Source organism: Geitlerinema sp. PCC 7407, from assembly GCF_000317045.1.
In the GTDB taxonomy this organism is placed as follows: domain Bacteria; phylum Cyanobacteriota; class Cyanobacteriia; order PCC-7407; family PCC-7407; genus PCC-7407.
Map to the genome: position 1 here is coordinate 2937278 of NC_019703.1, position 25003 is coordinate 2962280.

Here is a 25003-nt window from a genome sequence, read left to right on the forward strand (position 1 = left end):
GGGCAGCACCTCAGGGAATTAATTGCCCTTGATGCTCGCAGCGGACCGCCGGCGATCGCCCGACTCTCCCATCGACTGTCGCTAGCGGCATTACCGCCCCACACTGGGGCTGCCATCCCTGACTGATCACCGCCCACCCCAGGCTACGCGTCACATCCAGCGCCGTCTTCAGCCACGATTCCCGGTTTCCCGGAATTCCGGTTTCTGGCACCACTTCCACCTCCACCCATATCCCGTGAGCCCCCAGCAAGATCTGCGCCATCCACCTCGCTCGCGGCAGATGGGTCGCCGAAGTTAGCAGCTTGACCTTATGGACTCTCCAGCGCCGCAAAATCGGCAAGCCATAGAAAAAATTTCCAAAGGTTGATTGGGCGCAGGTTTCTAGCCACACGCGATCGGCTGGTGCCAAAGCTCGCTGAAAAATCGCCCGAATGCAGGGTGCCTCAGACCCTTGGGAAATCAAAACTGGTATCTCCGGGCGCTGACGCACCAGATCCGCCACCACTATCTCCCGGCGGATGCTGCCCCCCAGCACAAAGTAGCCATCCACTGGGTGGCGCGCTGCTAGCAACAGCCTTGCGCCTACCGTCAGCAGCCACAGACCCAAAATCATCGCGATCAGGGCGACCATCCGTTTCCAAAAGCCGCGTTTGTGACAGCGATCGCGTTCATATCGAGAATTCTTGGGCATTATGGTAAGCAGAACAACTCAGGGTAGCTCGAGTTCGGCGATCGCGCCTCCAGCGTCCTCAGGACGCCACTTCAGGACCGCTTTTCCGAGACGCTCAACAAACTGTCACACGATTACCCGTACCATTCAGTCAAACTTCGCTATCGTGAAGCCAATTTCTATCTTGTCTACTGGCCAAGAGATTTTTATCGAAACTTCACACCCTGTCTCCCCAATCATGCCCAAAAGGCCCCTGATAATCGTGAGACAAGCCCGTTAAAAGATAGTAGTTTTTCCCTAAGCGTCCAGAAAACTACATTTCAGGCCATCGCGAGCGCACCCTCATTTCCTCAGCCTTACACGAGCCATAGCGGTTTTCAGTCCACCGTCAGTCACTGACTTTTCCCTCGTCCCGGCACTCTCCATGAATCGAACCCCCAAGCACCCCCACATCTTTCACATAGCACTCTTCAGCGGTGCGATCGCCACCACAGCAACCCTCTCGCTTTTCATTCCTGGCGTCACCAACTCGGTTCGGGCAGCCCTCCAGGAGAGCCCCAAAGCCATCCTCGACGAAGCTTGGCAAATCGTTAATCGCGAGTACGTCGACGCCACTTTCAACCAAACCGACTGGCAGGCCGCCCGTCAGCGCCTCCTCAGCCGAGATTACAGCTCCCGAGAGCAGGCCTACGACGCCTTGCGCAAAGAACTAGAGCTCCTCAATGATCCCTATACTCGCTTCATGGATCGCGAGCAGTACCAAGCGCTGAGCAACCAAACCTCCGGAGAGCTCTCTGGCGTTGGCATGCGCCTCGAAATTAACGAGGAAAGCAAAAAGCTGGTGGTGGTCGAGCCCATCGAGGGCTCTCCTGCCGTCAAAGCTGGCATCCAGCCCGGAGACGAGATCCTAGCAATCAATGGCAAATCAACCGAAGGCATTGCCGTTGAAGCCGCAGCAGCCATGATTCGAGGCGAAGAGGGCACCAAGGTTGATCTCAAACTCGCCCGAGACGGTCAGGCCCCCTTCGATGTCTCCCTCGTCCGTGCCCGCATTGAGCTACCCACAGTACGCTACACCCTCAACCGCGAAGGCAGTCGGGCTATTGGCTACATTCGCCTCAACCAGTTCAGCGGCCACGCCTCCGAGCAAATGCGGCGAGCTATCCAAGAGCTCAAGCAGCAAGGTGCAGAGGCGTTTGTGCTGGACTTGCGGGGCAACCCAGGCGGCCTCCTAAATGCGAGCATCGACATTGCGCGCATGTGGCTTGACCAAGGGGACATCGTGAAAACCGTCAACCGAGTAGGCCAAAGCGAAAATATCTCCGCCAACAACTCCGCGCTGACACAGCTCCCCCTCACGGTACTCGTAGACGGGAACTCGGCTAGCTCCAGCGAGATCCTGACCGGCGCACTCCAGGACAACGGTCGAGCGACGGTTATCGGCAGTCAAACCTTTGGAAAAGCCCTTGTACAGTCTGTTCACTCGCTCTCAGATGGATCTGGGGTTGCAGTAACGATCGCCCACTACTACACCCCCAATGGCACGGACATCAGCCACAAGGGCATTACCCCTGATATCCAAATCGAGCTCAGCGAGGCTCAGCAGATGCAGCTCTCAAGCAATCCGAAGCTGATTGGCACCATGAACGATCCGCAGTACGCAAAGGCCATCGACACGCTGATGGCAACTGCCTTCCGCCCGAACGCGAAGCCGCCGCAGCGCGCGAGTCGTTAAAGCTAGTTACAATTACTTATTCTTAGCAATCCTTTGGGCGATCGCCCAAAGGATTTTTTGCATTTGAGAAGTCATTACTCCAGCAGCATTTCCCGCTCACTGCAAGGGTTCTGGACTTTCATCAGAAAGCAAAATTCAGAATAAATTCAAAAATAGGGGTGAAACTTTTAGCAGTTCCTCCTATACTTTGAGTAAAGAAACGTAAACTCTCCTCATTTTCCGACTTACTTCTACATCATTAGAGTCGTAAGCAGTCGGAATTGAGAGCAAAGTTTCGATGTACTCATAAGATTTGGAGATTAGCGCTATGACCATCGCAGTCGGACGCGCACAGGCCCAGCGAGGATGGTTTGACGTTCTCGACGACTGGCTGAAGCGCGATCGGTTTGTGTTCATTGGGTGGTCTGGTTTGCTGCTGTTCCCCTGCGCCTACTTGGCGGTTGGGGGATGGCTGACGGGGACCACCTTCGTAAGCTCGTGGTACACCCACGGGTTGGCATCGTCCTACCTGGAAGGATGCAACTTTTTGACCGTGGCGGTGTCGACACCGCCCAACAGCCTGGGACACTCCCTGCTGTTTTTGTGGGGACCTGAGGCCCAAGGGGACTTTGTCCGCTGGTGCCAACTGGGAGGTCTGTGGACCTTTGTCGCCCTGCACGGAGCTTTCGGGTTGATCGGGTTCATGCTGCGTCAGTTTGAGATTTCTCGACTGGTGGGCATTCGTCCGTACAACGCGATCGCCTTCAGCGCGCCGATTGCAGTGTTTGTGTCGGTGTTTCTGATGTACCCGCTGGGTCAGTCTGGCTGGTTTTTTGCACCGAGCTTTGGTGTAGCGGCGATTTTCCGCTTTCTGCTGTTCTTCCAAGGTTTCCACAACTGGACGTTGAACCCCTTCCACATGATGGGAGTGGCTGGCGTTCTGGGGGGTGCACTGCTGTGCGCGATCCACGGAGCGACGGTGGAGAACACGCTGTTTGAGGACGGCGAGAACGCGAACACCTTCCGGGCGTTCAACCCGACGCAGGCAGAAGAGACGTACTCGATGGTGACGGCGAACCGTTTCTGGTCGCAGATCTTCGGGATTGCGTTTTCGAACAAGCGCTGGCTGCACTTCTTCATGCTGTTCGTGCCTGTGACGGGCCTGTGGATGAGCTCGGTGGGTATCATTGGTTTGGGTCTGAACCTGCGGGCATACGACTTTGTTTCGCAGGAGATTCGGGCAGCGGAGGACCCTGAGTTCGAGACGTTCTACACGAAGAACATCTTGCTGAACGAGGGTATCCGGGCCTGGTTGGCGCCGCAGGACCAGCCGCACGAAGGATTTGCTTTCCCTGAGGAAGTACTGCCTCGCGGTAACGCTCTCTAATCGCAGCGAGCTCTGGTTTTAAGACCAAATCAGAAGTCCCTGCACTGAGGTGTGGGGGCTTTTGATTTAAGAGCACTACAAACTGAAAACCTGTGTTACACTGGCTGACAGTTGAGCTCTTCAAATCAACCATTTAGGGATTAAGGAGGTGATGCCCATGATTGATAGTAGTAAATGCATGGGTCATCACGTTGACAATAGCCGGCTGAGCGCCGGGGCTGTTCTCTAGAAAGAAAGCTCTTGTTTAAGCCAGCCAAGTGCTGACTTAGGCTAAGCGAACTGGACGGGGTTCCTCCCGGCAGTCAGGTGTCAACGATGATGATCCGCTACACCGCTCCCATCTTTACAAACCTTGTGCTTTTTTGTACAGCGTTTGTCCCAGGTGGGAGCGGATAGTTTTTAAAGGCAGTTGGCCCTCGCTAGAGGATTACAAGCATTCATCACCTTGAAGCTTGTTTCAGACTACTCAAGTGGATTTATAGAATCTCCTAGGATAGAAGAATGTTGTCCTTGGAGAATTTTTTGTTTTATGGCTCCGTTATTGACAGAGGCTGAAATTCAAGCTCGATTTGACCAGCTCCGCGGTTGGGAGTTGGGAGACAAAGCGCTCCGCTGTCGCCGGACTTTTCCAGGCTTTGTAGAAGCGATCGAATTTGTCAATCAACTGGTTCAGCCTGCCGAGGCAATGGGACATCATCCTGATCTGGCGATCGCCTACAACAAGGTACAGATCACGCTAACAACTCATGATGCCGGCGGGTTAACAACAAAAGATTTTGAGTTGGCTCAAATAATTTCGAAAATTTAGTGATCCTTTTGGCTGGATAACTATTAGGCTTCAGAGATAGAAGTCTCTGGCTTCAATATTGAGAGCTTTCAATCCAAACAGAGCGGTCAACAAAGCTAGACTTCTTTGCAAAACCCTCATCCAGCCTTGAAGACACCACAGCGTCCCCGCCTAACAAAATTCTCAAGGTCCTTTCCGAAAAAGTAGGGAACTTGCTTGTTTTCACTAACGTCCTTACTAGGCAGCACTCCTTAGGGATAAAGTATTCTCGTCAGCCTTAAGGATCTGCTAGGATTAATTTTGTACGTGTGTCTTGGCACACAGTACCTTGATGCTAAGCTTCAGTGCTCTGACGCGTAGCCGGCGGTCCTTCAAGGATCCAGTGTTTTGGATGTAGACAGGTCAATTCATCGAATTGTTCTACAACTCAGGTGTGAGGATAACGATAATGTCGAAAATTTTGTGGAAGTCACTGCTAGTAAGCCCTGCAGTTCTGGGAGCTGCTCTGGTTGCTTCTGCGGGCGCGATCGCTGCTGAAAGCGCTCCCGCGACAAGCCAAGTTAGCGAACTGGCTGCTGTCGAGTCTCTGCAATCTGTTGAAGCTGTAGCATCCCAGTCTGCCGCTCCTGAGGCACCTGTTGCTGAAGCAGCCCCTTCTTTTGCTGAGCCGACGACCCTGGCCCAAGCCGCTGATGCTGGGTCCCTCAGCCAAATCAATACTTACAGCCTGGAAGGCCGCGCAGACGATGCCGGTCAGGTAACCTCTGTATCTCAGCTCTCCGACGTTCAGCCGACCGACTGGGCCTTCCAAGCGCTTCAGTCCCTCGTTGAGCGCTACGGCTGTATCGCTGGTTATCCCGACGGCACCTACCGCGGCAACCGGGCCATGACCCGCTACGAGTTCGCCGCTGGTCTCAACGCCTGCTTGGACCGCGTGAACGAGCTGATCGCCGCTGGCACCGCTGACCTGGCCACCCGCGAAGACCTCGCCACCCTGCAGCGCCTGCAAGAAGAGTTCGCTGCTGAGCTCGCCACCCTGCGCGGCCGCGTGGACTCCCTCGAAGCTCGCACCGCTGAGCTCGAAGCCAACCAGTTCTCCACCACCACCAAGCTGAACGGTGAAGCAATCTTTGCTTTGACCGATTCTTTTGGCGACAACGACGATAACGAAATCGTCTTTGGTAACCGGGTTCGCTTAGCTCTGGAATCTAGCTTCACGGGCCGTGACAAGTTGGTTACCCGTCTGGCTGCTGGTAACCTGTCTCCTCTGCCGGTCGCTTTTGGTACTCCTGAGTCGACCCAAACCTTCAACCTCTCTGATAGCGACAACGACATTGTCCTCGATTGGTTGTCCTATACCTTCCCCTTCGGCAACTCCCGCGTTTACGTAGCGGCAACGGGTGGTATTCACAGCGACTACGCTCCTACGCTGAATCCCTACTTTGAAGACTACGACGGCGGTAACGGCGCGCTCTCGACTTTTGCGTCTGAGAGCCCCATCTACCGGATCGGTGGCGGCGCCGGTGCTGCTGTGAGCTTTGGCTTCAGCCCGCTAGAGAGCATCCTTGGTCCTAGCACCGTCACGCTTGGCTACTTGGCTGGCGGTCTGTCGACCAGCGATCCCGCTTCTCCTGAGGAGAAGAACGGCCTATTCAACGGCGACTATGCAGCTCTTGCTCAAGCTAACTTCAACGTTAGCGATCGCTTCGGTCTGGGCCTGACCTACGTTCACGGTTACCACACCAGCGGCAGCGCTATCTTTGACCTGGGTAGCGGTAATGGTGTTGTTGGTAGCACCCTGGCTAACTTCCCCAGCCTGGGCACTTCTCCCACTGTGACCAACTCCTACGGCGTTGAAGCAGCCTTCCGTCTGAGCGATCGCGTTTCCGTTAGCGGCTACGGTGCTTACACCGATGCCAAGCTGGTGGAAGCTGGTGACGCTGAAATCTGGACCTATGGCTTGGGTGTTGCTTTCCCTGACCTGGGCAAAGAGGGCAACCTCCTGGGTATCTTCGCTGGTGCTCAGCCCTACGCAGGTCTGATCGAAGTTCCCGGCTCTGACTACCGCAACCAAGAAGTGCCTTTCCACGTGGAAGCCTTCTACAAGTACCAGTTGAACGACAACATCTCCATCACTCCCGGTGTCATCTGGCTGACCAGCCCCAACGAAGACATCTTCGGATCTGACAGCGATGCTGTGATTGGTACCCTTCGTACCACCTTCAAGTTCTAAAACTGTAGACAATCTAGTTTTTTAGCTTGAAGTTCGAAGCCCCTAGCCCTGCTAGGGGCTTTTTTGCGTTGATTGCTACGATTGTTAAAATTTCAGAGCATTTAAGGGGGTAAGTACTCTCTTGGCGATCTATTATCTTGGTGAGCTAGATCTGGAAATTCGGCAGTTATTGCAAACAAGTGTGAAATATCGCAGGGTTTTCCAAGACTCAAGTGCTCACTAACTAGAATCTGTTCAGCTACTCCTCTGTTGAGGCACTACAACTATGATGGAAGTTAAGTTGCTTTTGGTGGGACTCTCTGCCTTTTTTGTGGTTGCCTGCCTGTTTTTTGGCACTCGCAACGGTTTCTATGACACCGACAAGTACCACGGCAACGGTTCAGCTCACTAAGACTCTTTGTGAGGTGCGATCGCCCTTCGATAGCTTCAGCGCACCTACGGCAATATCAACGAAGGCTCATGCAAACTGAGCCTCTAAAACCTCTGTAAACACTGCTCAGGGCTGACAAAACCCTTGGGTGTTGGGAAGTGCGGTGCAGATGTGACTGAACTGGAATGCGTACCCTATGGTGTGAGTTACCTCGATGGGGGAACCTCTCTCCTAGTGAAAATGGGCCCTCACCGGATTCTGCTGGATTGCGGGCCAACCAACCTCGAAGTATTACGGCAACAGCCCGATCCTCCGGTTGATCTGGTGTTGTGCACTCACGCTCATTCCGATCACGCTCGCGGACTGCTGGAGTTTCACCACGCATTTCCCAAGGTTCCAATTTATGCCAGTGAAGTAACCACCCAATTACTTCATCTCAATTGGCCATCCCTTCATCCCTCAGAAGTACCCACTTTTTGCCAAGCACTACCTTGGCGATCGCCTGTTGAGTTTCGGGACGGCTTGAGCGCCGAGCTTTGGCCTGCTGGTCATCTACCAGGAGCCGCAGCGATTTTATTGACCTATGCATCCCCCCCTTACTCAGAGGGAGCAGGTCGACATTACACGATTTTCTATACTGGGGATTTTTTTCTATCCAGTTCGCGGTTGGTCGATGGCTTTCCGCTGGATGAGGTGCGGGGACTCAAGCCCGATGTCTTGATCGTAGAGGGAAGCTACGGAACCGCCAGACAGCCTCATCGCCGTCAGCAAGAAAATCAGCTTGCAGAGCGCATCGATCAGGCAATCGCCTCTCGCTATTCCATTTTGATGCCCGTGCCGCCCCTAGGTCTGGGCCAAGAGCTTCTCATGCTGCTGCGCAGCCACCACCACTTCACGGGCCGGGAGATCGACATTTGGGTTTCAGGCACAGTCGCTCAGGCGTGCGATGCCTATCTCGACATCTTGCCCCACCTCCCGTCCTCAGTGCAAAACTTCGCGCGGCATCAGCCTCTATTTTGGGATGAGCGCATTCGCCCGCGAATGCGTCGATGGAGCAGCTCCCAGGCACTACAAAGCGTGCGTGACGGAGCAGCTCCTTGCATCATGCTGGTCGACGAAACAGTCGATTTAACCCCCTATACTGCCGATGACGCCGGAAACTGGGCCATCCTGATTCCCGAGCATCCCGGCTACAGCACCCCTTCCAACGCCATTCAGCAATTTTTGCAGGGTCAGGCTCCCGACACCGCGCAAAAATTGCAGGCAGCGCTCCGCCAGGGGCGAATCAAGATCCAAACCTATCTGCTATCAGAGCACTGTGATGGTCCAGGCACCACGCAGCTGATTCACAATCTGAGGCCGCAGCATGTGGTCTTTGTGCATGGATCGCCCACCTATCTCGCCGATCTGACAGGCCTCGATGAACTGAATCATCGCTATCAGCTGCACTCACCCTCGCTGGGAATACCGCTAGAGTTGCCTATCGGTGAGACTTTCCTGCAGCCTGCGGTCCCTGAGACAACCTACGAAGGAGAGCTAACTGAGTTAGAAACCGCTGTGACGATCACCCTGCCCCATGCGCTGATCTCTGACCCCCGATGGCAAAACTTCGCGGATACTGGGCTCGTGGATGTCCGCTGGCAGGGTGAGGAGCTCGTGCTTCGGGGGATTTCTCAGCGCGAGCTCCTCAGTCAGGGGGGCGATCGCCCGCTGCCGTCCGATCTAGAATGCTGCGGGAACTGCTACCACTATCGAGGACGGCGCTGCTGGAACCAAAAATCACCGCTCTTCGGCTTCAAGGTCACCACAGAAGGCTATTGTCCTGTCTTCGAGTGGGGCATGCTCAGTCCAGATCGGGAGATCGCCTCTTTAGAAGAACTTGATGAGCCCAATTGACAATTTCACCCAGCTTTTAGCCCCAAGGAAAATGCACATTTCTCTCGGGGTTCAGTGACTCCTGGGCCTTTGGGCAAGACAGCTAACCCCCACCAGGGATTCACTAAAAAGGCCAGCCAAAGTCGTTTTGGCTGGCCTTTTACTTGGTTTATTCCAAACCGCTGTCTGGACGATGATTGCGAATTTGCTCTGCTTCTGGGCAGTCGTCGGACACCATCGGTTCGACATCGCCCCGAGGCACAGTTGCCAGCTTCTGGGTGACTGCGCCGATGCTCTCTAGGCGCACCATCTCCTCCCAGGAGCAGATTTCATCTTCTTCTTCGGTTTCATAGCGAAGCGTCACCAAATCTCCTTCGATATCAAGGATGCGGGCGCGTTCAATCCAGCGCTGTTGGTCCCGCAAAAAGATCCATACTTCGCGACCATCACAGCAAAGTTGATAGATCTTGCGATGTAGCATTGCCGCGTCTCCTGAGCCGGTAACGTTTCTATAGTTGCTTGGCAGGGCTTCCGTAAAACGGAGGCGCCTTGGCCTAAGGACTAAACTGCAAAGGGCTTAAACGAATTTACCAACCTTGTGTCCTTGTAAAGGCAGGTTGCCCAGAAAAGTAACAAGGCGTTAGCGAACCGTTTTGCAAATAGTCGGTGGAATTAGGCAAGCGAGGGGGTCAAACACTGCTCGGTGAAGTACGGTCATTCCAATAAAATCCTCAAGGAGTATGCGCCGCAATGGTCGATATCGAAAGGAATTGGAAAGGTCTGTGGAAAACAACCTGGGGGCCAACTTCAAAGCAATAGTACCGATAATTTGCTGCGAAAAATAGTCGTGTGGGGGGCAGGGTCGCTCGAAGCTTGACAAAACCCTAGTGCTGAGTAATGGACAGGAACAATGGGAGCCTGTAGTCTGCAAGGTTTAGCTCGCTGCTACTGGGGAGTGTCGCTTGGACCCCATTATATATAAGGTGCTCTAAATCACTATTTAATGTTATCCCCCATTCTAGCGATTGTTAATGGTGGTTTGGGGAAGTTGGATGGGTCAGGCAGCCAGAAACCCAAAAGCGGGCTGGATGTGCCTAGCCACTGCAACCCCTTTCAGGCGATCGCGCACGGGCTCGAGGGTGGCTTTTTTAGAATGAGGGAGAGGGCTCGCTTGCAGAGCACTGTTGTTGTGCACCTAAGGTTTTAGCGAATGTTGCTACAGCTGAGTACTTGGCCAGAGGTGGAGGCGTATTTAGAGCGCTCCCAGGGAATTATTTTGCCGATCGGCTCAACGGAGCAGCACGGGCCGACGGGACTGATCGGCACAGATGCAATCTGCGCGGAGGCGATCGCCCACGGCGTGGGGAAAGAAATCGGCGCTCTAGTCGGCCCGACGATCAATGTGGGCATGGCGCTCCACCACACAGGCTTTCCGGGCACGATGAGCCTGCGTCCTAGCACGATGATTTTGGTTATTCGGGACTATCTGGTGAGTTTGGCCCGTGCGGGCTTCTGCCAGTTTTTCTTCATTAATGGTCATGGCGGCAATGTCGCAACGCTGAAGGCTGCGTTTGCAGAGAGCTACGTGACGCTGACGGATTTGGGACTGCCTAACGGCGATCGCGCGCGCTGCCGAGTAGCCAACTGGTATATGTGCTCACCGGTATACAAGCTAGCGAAAGAACTGTACGGCGATCAGGAGGGGGCCCACGCAACGCCCAGCGAAGTGGCAGTGACTCAGTTTGTGTATCCTGAGGCTATCAAGCGGGTACCACTATCGCCCGAGGTGGCCAAGGGTCACAGTATCTACGGGGCGGCTGATTTTCGGCGGCGCTATCCGGACGGTCGGATGGGCTCAAATCCTGACTTGGCAACGCCGGAACACGGCAAGCAGTTTTATGAGGCGGCGGTGAAGGCGCTCAGCGCGGAGTATTTGGAGTTTTTGGCAGCGGATTAGGAGACTAGGGGGCGGCCGACTCTAGCTGAGTAACGCGGCGATCGAGGGACTGCAAGTCTTGCTTGAGCTCGATCACCAGGGTGGCGAGGCGGTCGAATTGGCCATCGGTCGGGGGCGGGGCTGCGGGACGATCGGGCAGTTCGAGGGGCGCCACGGGGCGATCGCTGGTCGGGGGGCGGCGATCGGCGCGGGAGGCTTGGCTATCGAGGCGGTTGACCTGGGAGCGCAGCTGCAAGACTTCTGACTCTAGGCGACGAATCTGAGCCTGGAGACTGCCTAGGTTTTGGGCAGAGGCCCGAGGGGCGATCGCGGTTCCCCAGAAAAGCAGGGCAACTAGGGCGATCGCAGCGAACAGTAAGCCAGGACGCTTCATGGTTCGTCTCCTAAATCAGAACTCTCTGGCGCCGATGACAGGGCAGCCGCCAAGGCATCTACCACCCGCGCTACCGGAATGACCTCTAGACCAGCGTCAGCGATCGTCTGGCCCTTGGGAATGATGGCGCGCTGAAACCCGAGCTTCGCGGCCTCCTTGAGGCGCAGTTCCATCTGGGAAACGGGCCGCACCTGGCCGCCTAGGCCGACCTCGCCAATCACCACAGTGTAGGGATCTACGACGCGATCGCGGAAGCTCGCGGCCACCGCCACCGCCACCCCCAGGTCCGCCGCTGGTTCGCCCACATTGAGGCCGCCGGAGGACGCCACGTAGGCATCCAGCTTGGACAGAGGAATCCCGACCCGCTTTTCGAGCACCGCCAGGATTTGCAGCAGGCGATTGAATTCAATCCCCGTCGTCGAGCGGCGGGGGGAACTGTAGCTGGTGGGACTGACCAAGGCCTGGAGCTCAACCACAATCGGCCGCGTTCCTTCGCAGGCAACAATCGTTGCGGTGCCAGGGTTCACCTCTTCCCGATTGCCCAAAAACAGCTCCGACGGGTTGGGCACCTCGGTCAGTCCCCGATCCGCCATCTCGAAAACGCCCAGCTCATGGGTGGCCCCAAAGCGGTTTTTGACGGAGCGCAGCAGACGATGACTGGCAAAGCGCTCGCCCTCGAAGTACAGCACCGTATCAACCAAGTGCTCCAGCACCTTCGGGCCGGCGATCGCCCCCTCCTTCGTCACGTGACCCACAATCATCAGCGTGATATTCGCTCGCTTGGCCAGCTGCATCAGCGCCGACGTACACTCGCGCACCTGGGCCACTGACCCCGGCGCCGAGCTGAGGGCCGCAAAGTGCAGCGCCTGAATACTGTCAATCACGGCGATCTGGGGCCGCAAAGACTCCAGCTCCAGCAAAATCGCCTCCAGATTTGTCTCTGGCAGCAAGAAGAAATTCGCCAAATCTGCTCCCGGCTCAGTCTGGGTCTCCGGCCCATCAGCAAAGCCTTCTCGCAGCCGCTGCCATCGCAGCTTCACCTGGTGGCCCGACTCCTCTGCGCAGACATAGAGAACCTGATAGCAGCGCGACATCCGATCGGCCGCCTGCAAAAGCAGCGTTGACTTGCCAATGCCAGGGTCGCCGCCCAAAAGCACCAGCGACCCTGGGACAATGCCGCCCCCCAGTACCCGATCGAGCTCTCCGTAGCCTGAGGGCATCCGGGCCTGGGCAGACTGGACAATCTGGGGCAACGTCAGCGCCGCCAAAGGCGCACCCGGCCCGCGATCGCCCTCTGACCGAGACCGTCGCCCCGATCGCCCCCCACTCGCCGAGGGACGGGCGATCGCCTCCACCACTGACGTCGGCCCAACCACTTCTTCGATCAGCGTGTTCCAACTTTCACAGGCCGGGCACTTACCAAAATACTGGGGTGAGGCAACCCCGCACTCACTGCAGACATACTGAGTTCTAGACTTAGGCATTCCCGTCAGTTTCTTGCGATAGCTCTCCCCCCGAAAACGCCTCCCCAGAACAATGTAGAGAAGTCCTGTTTCAGGCAGCGCCCACGAGAGAGCAAGGACAACAAAAGTGAATCTTAAGAAAGCGTGAAATGTCCTGGAAACAAGTGTTTCAGGAATCTTTATAATTTAGCGGCACGGTAATATCTTAATGATAAGGTATTGAAAATTAATGATTAGATATGTAGGTTCGAGGAGCGTCGGGTAACTTGGAAAATCATAAAGAAAAGATCTTGGTGGTGGATGACGAAGCTAGCATCCGCCGCATCCTAGAGACTCGTCTATCAATGATTGGCTACGACGTCGTTACGGCCGCTGACGGAGAAGAGGCTCTGGAAACCTTCCGGAACACTGCCCCTGACTTGGTTGTGCTGGATGTCATGATGCCCAAGCTAGACGGCTACGGCGTCTGTCAAGAGCTGCGCAAAGAGTCTGACATCCCCATCATCATGCTAACGGCCCTGGGAGATGTCGCCGACCGGATTACGGGTTTGGAGCTCGGAGCCGACGATTATGTCGTCAAGCCCTTCTCCCCAAAGGAGCTCGAGGCCCGCATTCGCTCTGTGCTGCGCCGCGTTGAGAAAACGGGGACTTCAGGCATTCCCAGCTCTGGCGTCATCCATGTCAGCAGTCTGCGCATCGACACCAACAAGCGCCAAGTCTACAAAGGCGATGAGCGAATTCGGCTGACCGGTATGGAATTTAGCCTGCTGGAGCTGCTCGTTAGCCGCTCTGGTGAACCCTTCTCGCGCTCTGAAATTCTGCAAGAGGTTTGGGGCTACACGCCTGAGCGCCATGTGGACACTCGCGTGGTAGACGTCCACATCTCGCGTTTGCGGGCCAAGCTGGAGGATGACCCCAGCAATCCGGAGCTGATTTTGACGGCTCGAGGTACGGGCTACCTGTTCCAGCGGATTGTGGAGCCCGGCATGGAGGAGTAGGTCCGGTTGGACGGGTGGCGAATTAAAAGCGATCGCCCGATTTCTGCATGCAGGGGGCGATCGCCGTTTTACTCCATCTTCACGGGTCCCTGTCTTCCCGGACAGGGGTCTTGGCCAAGACAGGCTTCACAGGCTAGATCACGCCTCAGCAGGCCGCTCAAAGCAAGGGGCGATCGCCCCAAGATCAAAGGTTTTGAGGCAGGCAATTCGCAATAAGACTTCTGTGAAGAGTGCGTATTGCGCGAAAACCATCTGTTAAAATTTTTGAGGTTTCTACAAATTTGATCGATGGGATCGACTCGCGCACGGATCGCAATTGACGCAATGGGAGGGGATCACGCCCCTGCCGAGATCGTTGCTGGAGCGCTCAGAGCGCACGAAGAACTTGGCGTGGAAGTCCTGCTTGTCGGGGACCCAGCCCAGATCGAAGCCTCTTTGAAACGTCATGGCTCCTCGCACCAGCTGCAGATTGTGCCCGCAGAAGGCACGATTGAAATGCATGAAGAGCCCCTGAGCGGCCTGCGGCGCAAGCCGAAAGCATCGATCAATGTCGCCATGAACTTGGTCAAATCTGGCCAAGCAGATGCAGTCGTCTCTGCCGGACACTCTGGTGCAGCGATGGCCGCGGCCCTTCTGCGCCTCGGTCGTCTGCCAGGCATCGATCGCCCGGCCATCGGAACCGTTCTGCCGACCCAGGTTGCCGGCAAGCCCGTCATTATCCTGGACGTGGGCGCCAACGTAGACTGTCGCCCCAAGTTCCTAGAGCAGTTCGCCGCGATGGGAAGCATTTACAGCAAGTACGTCTTGGGCATCGACGACCCCAAGGTTGGCCTGCTGAACATTGGTGAGGAAGAGTCCAAGGGCAATGAGCTCGCTCTGCGGACCCACCAACTCCTTCAGGAAAACACCAACCTTTCGTTCATTGGCAATGCAGAAGGCCGCGACGTTTTGTCGGGTCGTTTTGACGTGATTGTGTGTGACGGCTTCGTCGGAAACGTCTTGCTAAAGTTTGCGGAAGCCGTTGGCGAAGTAGCCTTGCAGATTCTGCGAGAGGAGCTGCCCCGGGGAATTCGCGGCAAGATCGGGACCTGGCTGCTCCGGCCCAACTTGAAGCGCATCAAACAGCGGATGGATCACGCTGAGCATGGCGGCGGTCTGCTTTTGGGGGTGGCGGGCGTCTGCATCATCAGCCATGGCAGCTCCCAGGCACCATCAGTGTTCAATGCGATCCGCTTGGCGATGGAAGCTGTGGATAATCGCGTGCTCGATCGCATTCAATCGCAGTACCAAAAACAAGTAGCCACGCCCACGACTGACGGAGAGTAATGCATCAATTTATCGGGGCAGGAGTTGCCGTTACGGGTAGCGGTTCGGCAGCGCCGTCGCTATCGCTAGATAATGTTGGCCTGAGTCAGATCGTCGAGACCTCGGATGAGTGGATCTCGAGTCGGACTGGGATTCAGCAGCGCCGTTTGGCCACTCCCCAAGAAACACTGGCAACCTTGGCGACGGAGGCGTCGCGCAGTGCCCTCGCTATGGCTGAGGTTGAGCCGCAGGAGATTGACCTAATCATCTTGGCGACCTCCACACCGGATGATTTGTTTGGCACTGCGAGCAAGGTCCAGGCGGAACTGGGTGCGGTCAATGCGGTGGCCTTTGACTTGACGGCGGCCTGCTCGGGCTTTGTCTTTGGCCTGGTGACGGCGTCTCAGTTCATCCGGACCGGCGTCTATCGCAAGGTGCTGCTGATCGGGGCGGATGTTTTGTCGCGCTGGGTTGATTGGAGCGATCGCCGGACCTGTGTGCTCTTTGGTGACGGGGCTGGGGCGGTAGTGCTCCAGGCCAATGATCGCGATCGCCTGCTGGGGTTCGAGCTGCGCAGCGACGGCAGCCAAAATAGCTGCCTCAATCTGGCCTATGCGGGTCAGCCGCGATCGCTGGTCGGTGAGCACGCGATCGCCCAGGGCAACTACCAGTTCATTACGATGAATGGCCAGGAAGTTTATCGCTTTGCCGTCAAGCGGGTGCCAGAGGTGATCGAAAAGGCCCTCCACCGCGCCAGCCTGAGCACCGAGGATCTCGACTGGCTCCTGCTGCACCAGGCCAACCAGCGGATTCTAGACGCCGTTGCCCAGCGGCTCAAAGTCCCGTCCGAAAAAGTGGTCAGCAACCTGGCCCGCTACGGCAACACCTCCGCTGCCTCGATTCCCCTCGCCCTCGATGAGTACGTCCGCGCAGGCAAGATCCAGCCGGGACAGACGATCGCAGCATCTGGCTTTGGCGCTGGCCTGACCTGGGGAGCGGCGATCTTCCAGTGGGGACGCTAGGTCGCCGCAGCGCTGGATAGCTGGATAGCCTGACTTGAGGGCGATCGCCCATTGAGGAGCCCAAGCATCGCTTTGGGCTACCTTTTCTGCCCGCTTGCTGAGAATATTTCTTTAACCCTTCACCAACCCTACCTTTCGAGAACGAAGCGATGACCAAGACCGCATGGGTGTTTCCTGGACAAGGCTCACAAGCAACCGGCATGGGCGCTGACCTCGTGGATTTGCCCGTTGGGCAAGCCAAGCTCGCCATTGCTGAAGATATCCTGGGCTGGTCTGTCTCCGAGGTGTGCAGCAGCGACGATGCCCAGCTCTCTCGCACTCTCTACACGCAGCCCTGCCTCTACGTGATCGAAAGCATTTTGGTGGACCTGCTGCGGGAGAAGGGGCACCAGCCCGCCTTAGTGGCGGGCCACAGCCTTGGGGAGTATGTTGCTCTCTATACTGCCGGGGTTTTTAGCTTTGAGGCGGGCCTCCGGCTGGTCCAGCGTCGGGCCGAGCTGATGGACAGCACCTCCGACGGCAAAATGGCGGCTCTGATCGGGTTCGATCGCGAGGCTCTCGATCAGCAGCTTCAGCAAACGCCTGGGGTCGTTTTGGCAAACGATAACAATGCGGGCCAGGTCGTGATTTCAGGCACGCCCGAAGCGGTGGCGCACATCATGGCCACGGTGAAAGCGAAGCGAGCCGTGCCGCTCAATGTTTCCGGCGCTTTCCACTCGCCCTTGATGGCCCCAGCCGCCACAGAATTTCAGCAGGTCCTCGATTCAGTGACCTTCCAAGACGCTCAGGTCCCGGTCCTGTCAAACGTAGAGCCCCTGCCGGCCACCGACGGTTCGGTTCTGCGCGATCGCCTGAGTCGGCAGATGACGGGCTCGGTCCGCTGGCGCGAGCTGTCGCTCCAGCTCGCAGCTGAAGGGGTTGATCGGGTAATCGAAGTCGGCCCTGGCAAAGTCCTGACGGGACTGATCAAGCGGACCTGCGGTGACATCGCCCTGGAGAATATCAGCAGCGCCGCCGAGATTCCAGCATAACGTGACGAAGGAACCAAGATTCCCATGGGCCGAAGCCGCGAACCTTTAGCTAGCCTACTGCTCTATCACTTGTTCAAGTGGTCAGTGGTTAGCCCTGTTTTGAGCGTGTATTTGCGGGGTCGGGTGTATGGCGTCAATCACGTACCGAAGACAGGGGCGTTTGTAGCAGTCAGCAATCACGCTAGCTACTTTGATCCGCCGTTGCTCTCTTGTGCAGTCCGGCGGCCTGTGGCCTACATGGCCAAGGAAGAGCTCTTCGAGGTCCCTGTCTTGAAGCAGGCGATTTCTCTGTATGGGGCCTATCCAGTGAAGCGCGGAGCAGGCGATCGCGCTGCGATTCGCGCGGCCATACAGTCCCTCGAGCAGGGCTGGGCAACGGGGGTCTTTCTGGAGGGGACGCGCACCGAAGATGGCCAAATTCACGAGCCCAAGCTGGGGGCGGCGCTGATTGCGGCCAAGGCTCAGGTACCGCTTTTGCCGGTGAGCCTGTGGGGCACAGAAAAGATTCTCCGCAAAGGCTCAGCGCTCCCGCAGCCTGTCCCGATCACCATTCGCATTGGCTCTTTGATACCGCCCCCGCCCAGCACCAAGCGAGAAGCCCTGGACGCAGTGACGCAGCAGTGCGCTCAGGTGATTACAGAGATGCACGATCTTGGGCGGTAGGGGAGCCTGTGGGCCGAAGTCTGCAATTTAGAGCCACTCACTGAAGCCTGACAGCCAATCTAGAGGCCCCCTGAGGGGCAAGGTAGAACGATGGAAGACTTGAAAACCCAGTTAGCAGACAACCTGGCCGAAGCAGAATGGGATTGGCTCAAGCCCCATGCCCAGCGCGACGCAATCATTTTGGTGTCGTCTGAGCTGGACATTCTGGAGGTGGGGGTCGCGATCGCCAATGACAACGTCCAGGCCGTCCAGCGCTGGATCACGGAGCAGCTGATCGCCAAACCGTCTGCGGAGCAGCTGTCCTTCTGGAACCAAGACGACACCCGGAAATTTACGTCTCTGATTGTGGCGCCCTACGTCCTGATCAAGGAAATTGCTCCTGAAGCCTAGGAATTGCGATCGCCTTGTATCGCTAGCTGTCGGGCGGCAGCTGGGTTTTGGGCGGTAGCCAGCGGCTGAGGGTGGTGCCGGTCCGGCCTGTCGCGAGCCAAAGCACCGCTCGGGCCCCGTCTCGCACCGCTTTCTCGATGGGCTCGGGTTCGCGGGTCGAGGGGACGGCGATCGGCTTGAAGCTGATGTTGCGGCTTCCCAAGATAATTTCACCAATCACCTGAGCGCGACGCATGTGGTCCTCAGAGGTGATGAGATAGACGCTATCGATTTTGCGCGCCTGTAGCTCATCGACCAAGGTCGTGAAGTTGCTGACCGTGTCAACGGCCTGGTAGTCCAGGTGAATCCGCTCTGGCGAAATGCCCGCCTGATCAAACACCCATTCCGCATATTCAGGGTTGCTGCCCGACGAAACCCAAATGTCCAAGTGGGGATGCTGACGGGCAAACTCTGCTGCGAAGACTTCTCGATCCGGGGAGCCACCCAAAACCAGCATGGCATCCGGTCGCAGCAAGAGCGCTTGGGTTTTGCGATACCCCACCCAGAGGCTCAGACACAGCAAAGGCAAAATCAGGGCCAAGCGCGATCGCCGCTTAGGGCGAACACGCGCAGGCCGCTTTCTGGAGCGCGGGTGGGGAGAAGTCTTTAGCTGCATGCGTTGATCAAGGCTGCTCATTCTCGGGCAAGGCTGCACACGAAGTTTACAGCAATTTTCTGCTGGGCTTCTATCTGATCCGCAGAGCTTCAGAAGTTTATTCGCTGGCGATCGCCTTTTGGTTCGGCAGGAGGGACAAGATTTCCTCCGCAGCGCGATCGCAGACTCCCTCGCTACCCAGCACTGCGCGCATGGCGTCGTAGTCTGCCAGCATCTGGGCGCGGCGCTCTGCATTGAGCAGCAGCTCGAGCCCGGCCTCGGCAACATTGTGGGGGGTCGCTTCGTGCTGGAGAAACTCGGGCACGATCGATCGCATCGCCACTAGGTTGGGCGGCGACATGAAAGGAATCGAAAACTTCAGCACGTGCTGAGCAATCCAGGCCGTCAGAGGGCTGACGCGATAGAGAACCACCTGGGGAATCTTCAGCAGAGCCAGCTCGAGATTGACCGTGCCGGACTTGGTCAGGGCCAGATCGGCAGCGGCGGCGATCGCCTGACTCTGGCCCGAGACGATCGTCGCCGCGAGGCCATAGCGCTTGATGGCGGCCTCGATAGCGGGCCGATAGGTCTCCAGGGACAGCGGAATCCAAAAGCGCGCTTGGGGCAGCCGCTTTTGGATTTGCTGCGCCGCCTCAAACATCACCGGCAGCAGATACTGAATCTCCTGGCGCCGGGAAGCCGGGAAAAGCGCGATCGCCGTTTCGGTTTCCCCGATGCCTAGACTGGCGCGCGCAGCGGCTCGGCTCGGGGCCGACCGGACGCGATCCACCAGCGGGTGGCCCACAAAGGTCACATCTGCGCCCTGCTCCGCAAAATAGCGCGCTTCCTCCGGGAAAATCGCCAGCAGACGCTTCGTCATTTGGACGATCGTGGCGGTGTTGCGCGACCCAAAGGACCACACCCACTCTTGGGGAGCGATGTAGTACACCAGCGGCACCTGGGACCACTGCTGCTGGAGGTAGCGCCCGATGCCCAGGTTGGGGCCTAGATAGTCGATCAAAACAGCCACATCCGGCGATCGCTGCTGCAGCACACGGCGGGCGCGCCGCTGGAGGAGCAGCGTCGGAATCACATAGGGCACAGACTCCAGAATCCCCACCGAGCCGATCGCGCTCGTGTTTCCCAGGAGCTCTGCGCCAGCTTGCGCCATGCGATCGCCGCCCAGCGCAAACACCTCGATGGCAATCTTGCGAGCTGCGGCTCGGCGGTACAGAGCCTCGACTAACAGGCCGCCCTGCAAGTCTCCTGAGACCTCACCTGTACTAATAAATATTTGATAAGTGCGCTCAGCAGACTGACCCGACCCATTTTTGGGCTTCTCCAACGCCGTCACGCTTCCTCCCGGCCACTCGATCGCCGCCGCCCCGGAATCAGCCCCCGGCGGTCGGGCTGCTGAGACGCCACCAAAAATCGGCGCAGATTCGCCAAAGGCTCACTTTCAGGCAGCAGATCAAGGCGCTCTAGCGCCTCATTGAGCGTCAGCCCCGAGCGATACAAAAGCCGGTAGGCCTTTTTGAGGGACTGGAAGGTGCGACCTCCGTCTCCATCGACCAGGCCAGCCCGCTTGAGGCCTACCTGATTGAGCGATCGCACCCGAGACGGATTGCCCTCCACCAACATGTAAGGCGGTACATCGCGATCGATCCGGCTCATGCCGCCCACCATTGCCAACCGGCCAATGTGGACGAACTGGTGCACTCCCAACACACCGCCAATCACAGCCCGCGACTCAATATGAACATGGCCTGCTAAAGCCACCGAGTTGGCGATCACAATGTTGTCTTCCAAGACACAGTTGTGCGCCACATGGACATAGGCCATCAGCAGATTGCCGTTGCCAATCAGCGTTGCTTCGTCGGCTCGCGTTGCGCGATTGATCGTGACGTATTCGCGAATTCGGTTGTCATCCCCAATCCGCACCAGGCTTATAGAGCCGTCGTACTTCAGATCCTGGGGCTCCAGACCAATGGCAGCCCCAGGAAAAATATGGTTGCGGGCACCGATTTCCGTCCAGCCGTCGATCACCACATGGGCTCCAACCGTCGTTTCAGGACCGATTTTGACCCGTGGACCAATCACGGCATAGGCGCCGATCTGCGCAGTAGGGTGCACCTCGGCAGCGGGATGAATCACCGCAGTCGGATGAATTAAGGTTGTCAAGGGATTCACTCCAGGGATTGCGTCCCAACTCGTGGTAGGAGGGGCAGCTAGTCGGTGACCAAGGAGAACATCAGCTCGCCTTCTGCCGCGATCTGACCGTTCACTTCAGCACGTCCCTGCATCTTTCCAAAACGACGGCGCTTCACGCACAGCAGTTCCACGGTCATGACCAGCTGATCGCCGGGCACCACAGGCCGACGAAAACGCACCTTGTCAATGCCGGCAAACAGAAACAGTCCGCCCTCCATATCGGCCATCTGGGTCAGCACAACCCCACCCACTTGGGCCATGGCTTCGACGATCAGAACGCCCGGCATGATGGGCCGTCCCGGAAAATGTCCCTGGAAGTGGGGCTCGTTGAACGTCACGTTTTTGATACCAACCGCCCGCTCACCCGGAACATATTCGATGATTCGATCGACCAGCGCAAAAGGATAGCGATGGGGCAGCAGCTTTTGGATATCCTCGGCCGCCAAAATCGCGGGCGCAGACGGGGTCGGCTGAGAGCGGACCTGAACTTCACTGGCGGTATTGTCGGCGTGTACGTCAATTAGCGTGGACATGGGTTAACTTCTTGATGACTGTGCGAAAGGGTAATCGGGCGACGTTTTCAAGCCTGGGGTGACTGGCACCCTCGCTGTGCCAGAAGCCGAGTGAGTTGCGTGTGCAAAAAGTGACTGGCTTTGTAGGCCAAAAAATGAGCGGTCGGCAGCGTTCCCAATAAACTTAAATCCCCTACTAAGTCTAAAAGTTTATGACGCGCTGGCTCATTTGAAAATCGCAGCGGAGGATTGATCCATCCGTCTGGACCGCAAACTAAGGCATTTTCGAGGCTGCCGCCGCGAATCAGTCCGGCGGCCCGGAGCTGATCGATTTGGTGGGCGAGGGCAAAGGTCCGCGCCGGGGCGATCGCGCTGCCGAAGGGCTCTCGGGCCGGCTGCCAGCTGTGCCACTGGGTGCCGATGGCGGGCAGCTCAAATTCAATGCCGTAGGTAAAGCGCAGCTCGGAGGCTGGCAGCGCTGCGACAAAGGCGTCGCCCTGATAGACCCACAAGGGTCGAGTCAGCGCAGGCTGGGAGGCCCTGGGCGCTGACTGAGCCACAACCCCCACCTGGGCGATCGCCTCTGCCCACTCCTTGGCCGAACCGTCTAGGAGCGGCACCTCAGGGCCGTCGATTTCGATGCGCACATTGTCAACGCCAAATCCTTGCAGCGTCGCGAGGAGGTGCTCCACCGTGCGCACCTTGGCCTCGCCGTGCTGCAGCTCCGTAGAAAGCGTCGTCTGGCTGACCGCTCCGATCGTCGCGGCCACAGTCGGCGCTGCGGGCAAATCCGTCCGCACAAATATTCGACCCGTATCCGCGGCCGCAGGCAAGAGCCGCACCTCTACCCGAGCCCCGCTGTGCAGCCCAACCCCAATTTGACGGACGGGCTGGGCCAGCGTTTGCTGAGCGGCAGCGGTAGATACCCCAAACTGCGATCGCCCCGGAACGTCGGGTGCAGATACCGGAAAATTGTCCGTAGCTCCTGACATTCTGTGGATTACCTAGAAACGCTCGCCAATACCAAAGTGGATGCGGCTATCACCGTCGTCATTGACCGCATAGTCAATACGAATCGGTCCCAGAGGCGACTGAATGCGCACCCCAGCCCCAACGCCAAAGCCGCTACCCGGCTTGCCGCGGACCTCTGCGGGTCTACCGGGCACATTGTCACCCGTTCCCAGATCCGAGCCAAAGTCCGCAAACAGCGCGCCCCCAATGAAGGAGAACAGCGGGAAGCGGTACTCTGCGCTGGCCTGCACAAAGCTGCGGCCACTACCCAGTTCGCCCTCGCCATAGCCCCGCACCGAGCTGCTGCCTCCCAAAGAGAAAGCTTCATAGGGCGGCAGATCTCCCAGAACCGTTCCGGCCTGGACGTTAAAGGCCAGAGCTTGGGGACAATCGTTGGGAGTCGAGTCTTCTTGGCGGCAGCCTTCGGTGAAGTTGGTGAAGCGCACCGGCATGTAGTAGCTATAGCTGCCCCGCAGGCGGTTAAAGAGGATGCCGCCCAAGGGAACCGTTTGCTCGACGCCTAGGCGCAGCAGGGAGCCCTGGGTGGGACGAATCCGGTCGTTTCGGCGATCGCGCACCCCCCCAAACTGCACCGACAAAATATCGTCTGTGCCGTCATCATCAAAGCTCAGAACATTCCCCAGCTCGTCTACAAAGCTCAGGTCGCCATCCGCATCGCGCAGGGACACCCGCTGGTACTGGCCTCCCAAGGACAGGGTCCAGCCATCATCGAGAGGCCGGGTAAAGCTGATACCGCCACCGGTTCTCGTCACCCGAGGCCGGTCTTCGTTGGGCAACGTCACCTCATTTTCGCCGCCGTCAAAAATCAGCGAAATCGATCGCCGACGGAACGCGTTGACCGTGTACGAGGTGCGGTAGGGGTCGCCCGCAATCCAGGGATCGGTGAAGTTGACGTCAAATAGCAGCTCACGAACGCCCACCTGGACCTCAGCCCCTAGCTTCTGGTTGTTGCCGCCCAGGTTTTGTTCTTGGTAGCTTACCGAACCAAACAGGCCGCTGGCAGAGCTAAAGCCCGCCCCGGCGGCGATGGAGCCGGTGTCTCGCTCGATCACGTTGACCACCACGACTACCTTGCGGGGGTCTTGGCCGGGCTCGAGGGAGAGGCGCACGTCCTCAAAGATGCCGAGGCCAAAGACTCGGCGCAAATCCTCCTCTACCTGGGTCCGGTTGAAGGTCTTGCCGGGCTCAAGCTGAAGTTCGCGCGTGATGATGAAGGGGCGCGTCTTGCCCTTGATGGGCTCGTCGTTCTCGTCCGTCAGTTCGCCATCTTCGCTCAAAAAGCGCACTTGGACATCTTCGATTTCACCTTCGGCGACTTCGAGGGTCACAACGCCGTCTTGGCTGACTTCGGGCGCATCAATCACCTGGGCCAGCACGTAACCATTTTCTTGGTACCAGTCGTTGACCTGCTGGATACCGCGCTGCAAATCTCGGAAGTTGAGGATTTCGCCGTACTGCTCTTCGAAGGCTTCGTTGACGACATCGTCGGGCAAAACCTCGTCGCCTGTGACGGTGACCTGACGCAAGATGGGGTTGGGCTGCACCACAAAGGTCACCCGCACGCCTAGGGGAGTGTTTTCGGGTTCGTAGGTGACGTTGGAAAAATAGCCCGTCCGGAAAATGGCGTTGACGTCTTCCTGGAGCTGGGACTGGGTGGTCGGGCGGCCGGGCGTGGTGCGCGCTGCGCTGTAGATGGCATCTAGCAATTCTGCTTCGGCAGGATTACCGGCGACGCCTCGGACGTCTAGCTCGCTGATCAAGACGCGCGCTTCGGTCTCCTGGGCGGGGGTGTCGGTTGTCTCGCCAGCGGCGTCAGGCGTGGGGCTTTCGCCTTCGGGAGCCATCTCACCTTCGGGGGCCATTTCGCCTTCGGGAGGTATTTCTTCGTCAGCGGGCGATCGCCGCTGGAGCTCCGGCGAAATCTCGATCTGAGGTTCTGAGCCGTCCGGCGACACCTCAAATTCGATTTGATTGGGGGTTTCTTGGTCGGGGCCTTGGGTGCCTGGGGGTGGGGAGCCTGCCTGAGCCAGCTCACTGCCAGTAAACAGCTGAAGATCGGCGTTGCGGCTGATTTGGAACGCCTCAAAGCGATCGCTCTGTGGGGCTACATCTGCCGCATCGGGCTCAAGGACCAGCGAGGCAGCAGGGGCGCTTTCGGGCTCCACCGGCAAAACTTCAGGGCTCGGGGTTTCCAGAAGCGACAAATCCGCTTCGGAGGAGGCCCCTTCCGTCTGGCTGGTTTCAACGACGACGCTAGATTCAGCATCAACGGTTTGTCCACGGGCAGGATTGGAGAAACCCAAAGTGGCGGAAGCCGCAAAAACCGCCATCAGAGCAGGAGAAAATCGCATTTTGTTCACGTTACTTGGCACGTCC

General features: G+C 57.6%; 23 protein-coding genes. 13 read left to right on the forward strand and 10 right to left on the reverse strand.

The window, feature by feature from the left end; genetic code table 11:
• Positions 1–10: 10 nt before the first annotated feature.
• Positions 11–691 carry a YdcF family protein gene (locus GEI7407_RS11925; protein WP_051030758.1) on the reverse strand — a complete coding sequence of 227 codons (681 nt, stop codon included), beginning with the start codon at positions 689–691 and terminating at the stop codon, positions 11–13.
• 403 nt (positions 692–1094) lie between these two features.
• Between GEI7407_RS11925 and ctpB the strand changes: the two genes are divergently transcribed.
• From ctpB to GEI7407_RS11955, 6 genes are all read left to right on the forward strand, one after another.
• Entirely contained in the window at positions 1095–2405 is a 1311-nt protein-coding gene (gene ctpB, locus GEI7407_RS11930; protein WP_015172436.1) for a carboxyl-terminal processing protease CtpB, read from the forward strand.
• 307 nt (positions 2406–2712) lie between these two features.
• Positions 2713–3771 (forward strand): photosystem II D2 protein (photosystem q(a) protein), encoded by a 1059-nt coding sequence (gene psbD / locus GEI7407_RS11935; protein WP_015170991.1) that lies wholly within the window; start codon positions 2713–2715, stop codon positions 3769–3771.
• A 529-nt stretch (positions 3772–4300) separates the two neighbouring features.
• The gene (locus GEI7407_RS11940; protein ID WP_015172437.1) at positions 4301–4579 is read left to right on the forward strand and encodes a 4a-hydroxytetrahydrobiopterin dehydratase; all 279 of its coding nucleotides are present in this window, start codon (positions 4301–4303) and stop codon (positions 4577–4579) included.
• A 427-nt stretch (positions 4580–5006) separates the two neighbouring features.
• A complete protein-coding gene (locus tag GEI7407_RS11945) occupies positions 5007–6791 on the forward strand; it encodes an iron uptake porin (RefSeq protein ID WP_015172438.1) in 1785 nt (594 codons plus the stop codon).
• A gap of 265 nt (positions 6792–7056) precedes the next feature.
• On the forward strand, positions 7057–7182 hold the full coding sequence (locus GEI7407_RS21815) for a hypothetical protein (RefSeq protein ID WP_015172439.1): 126 nt from the start codon (positions 7057–7059) through the stop codon (positions 7180–7182).
• A gap of 123 nt (positions 7183–7305) precedes the next feature.
• Positions 7306–9057 (forward strand): MBL fold metallo-hydrolase, encoded by a 1752-nt coding sequence (locus GEI7407_RS11955; RefSeq protein WP_015172440.1) that lies wholly within the window; start codon positions 7306–7308, stop codon positions 9055–9057.
• A gap of 148 nt (positions 9058–9205) precedes the next feature.
• Here GEI7407_RS11955 and GEI7407_RS11960 read toward each other — a convergent pair whose 3' ends face one another.
• On the reverse strand, positions 9206–9517 hold the full coding sequence (locus GEI7407_RS11960) for a DUF6679 family protein (protein ID WP_015172441.1): 312 nt from the start codon (positions 9515–9517) through the stop codon (positions 9206–9208).
• 729 nt (positions 9518–10246) lie between these two features.
• Between GEI7407_RS11960 and GEI7407_RS11970 the strand changes: the two genes are divergently transcribed.
• The gene (locus GEI7407_RS11970) at positions 10247–10993 is read left to right on the forward strand and encodes a creatininase family protein (RefSeq protein ID WP_015172442.1); all 747 of its coding nucleotides are present in this window, start codon (positions 10247–10249) and stop codon (positions 10991–10993) included.
• A gap of 4 nt (positions 10994–10997) precedes the next feature.
• Here GEI7407_RS11970 and GEI7407_RS11975 read toward each other — a convergent pair whose 3' ends face one another.
• Positions 10998–11366, reverse strand: a complete 369-nt coding sequence (locus GEI7407_RS11975) for a hypothetical protein (protein WP_015172443.1) — start codon at positions 11364–11366, stop codon at positions 10998–11000.
• The gene (gene radA, locus GEI7407_RS11980; RefSeq protein WP_015172444.1) at positions 11363–12850 is read right to left on the reverse strand and encodes a DNA repair protein RadA; all 1488 of its coding nucleotides are present in this window, start codon (positions 12848–12850) and stop codon (positions 11363–11365) included. The genes GEI7407_RS11975 and radA overlap by 4 nt, the downstream gene beginning before the upstream one ends.
• 245 nt (positions 12851–13095) lie before the next feature.
• On the opposite strand from radA, the gene rpaB reads away from it, so the two are divergent.
• The 6 genes from rpaB (at position 13096) to GEI7407_RS12010 (ending at position 18238) form a co-directional block, all read left to right on the forward strand.
• A complete protein-coding gene (gene rpaB / locus GEI7407_RS11985) occupies positions 13096–13827 on the forward strand; it encodes a response regulator transcription factor RpaB (RefSeq protein WP_015172445.1) in 732 nt (243 codons plus the stop codon).
• Between the two features lie 288 nt (positions 13828–14115).
• Entirely contained in the window at positions 14116–15153 is a 1038-nt protein-coding gene (plsX, locus tag GEI7407_RS11990) for a phosphate acyltransferase PlsX (RefSeq protein ID WP_015172446.1), read from the forward strand.
• A complete protein-coding gene (locus GEI7407_RS11995) occupies positions 15153–16154 on the forward strand; it encodes a beta-ketoacyl-ACP synthase III (protein ID WP_015172447.1) in 1002 nt (333 codons plus the stop codon). The genes plsX and GEI7407_RS11995 overlap by 1 nt, the downstream gene beginning before the upstream one ends.
• Positions 16155–16303: 149 nt before the next feature.
• Complete coding sequence (gene fabD, locus GEI7407_RS12000; protein WP_015172448.1) at positions 16304–17185, forward strand: ACP S-malonyltransferase; 882 nt, start codon at positions 16304–16306, stop codon at positions 17183–17185.
• Between the two features lie 24 nt (positions 17186–17209).
• Positions 17210–17848 carry a 1-acyl-sn-glycerol-3-phosphate acyltransferase gene (locus tag GEI7407_RS12005; RefSeq protein WP_015172449.1) on the forward strand — a complete coding sequence of 213 codons (639 nt, stop codon included), beginning with the start codon at positions 17210–17212 and terminating at the stop codon, positions 17846–17848.
• A 90-nt stretch (positions 17849–17938) separates the two neighbouring features.
• A complete protein-coding gene (locus GEI7407_RS12010; RefSeq protein WP_015172450.1) occupies positions 17939–18238 on the forward strand; it encodes a DUF2288 domain-containing protein in 300 nt (99 codons plus the stop codon).
• Positions 18239–18260: 22 nt separating this feature from the next.
• On the opposite strand, the gene GEI7407_RS12015 is transcribed toward GEI7407_RS12010, so the two are convergent.
• The 6 genes from GEI7407_RS12015 to GEI7407_RS12040 all read right to left on the reverse strand — a co-directional run bounded on the left by GEI7407_RS12015 (position 18261) and on the right by GEI7407_RS12040 (position 24978).
• Entirely contained in the window at positions 18261–18893 is a 633-nt protein-coding gene (locus tag GEI7407_RS12015; protein ID WP_051030759.1) for a YdcF family protein, read from the reverse strand.
• Between the two features lie 97 nt (positions 18894–18990).
• Entirely contained in the window at positions 18991–20226 is a 1236-nt protein-coding gene (gene lpxB / locus GEI7407_RS12020; RefSeq protein ID WP_015172452.1) for a lipid-A-disaccharide synthase, read from the reverse strand.
• Positions 20223–21053, reverse strand: a complete 831-nt coding sequence (gene lpxA / locus GEI7407_RS12025) for an acyl-ACP--UDP-N-acetylglucosamine O-acyltransferase (RefSeq protein ID WP_015172453.1) — start codon at positions 21051–21053, stop codon at positions 20223–20225. Before lpxA ends, lpxB begins: the two co-directional genes overlap by 4 nt.
• Positions 21054–21100: 47 nt before the next feature.
• The gene (gene fabZ / locus GEI7407_RS12030) at positions 21101–21616 is read right to left on the reverse strand and encodes a 3-hydroxyacyl-ACP dehydratase FabZ (protein WP_015172454.1); all 516 of its coding nucleotides are present in this window, start codon (positions 21614–21616) and stop codon (positions 21101–21103) included.
• Positions 21617–21663: 47 nt separating this feature from the next.
• Positions 21664–22587 carry a UDP-3-O-acyl-N-acetylglucosamine deacetylase gene (gene lpxC / locus GEI7407_RS12035; protein ID WP_015172455.1) on the reverse strand — a complete coding sequence of 308 codons (924 nt, stop codon included), beginning with the start codon at positions 22585–22587 and terminating at the stop codon, positions 21664–21666.
• Positions 22588–22599: 12 nt separating this feature from the next.
• A complete protein-coding gene (locus GEI7407_RS12040; protein ID WP_041268425.1) occupies positions 22600–24978 on the reverse strand; it encodes a BamA/TamA family outer membrane protein in 2379 nt (792 codons plus the stop codon).
• Positions 24979–25003 lie beyond the last annotated feature (25 nt).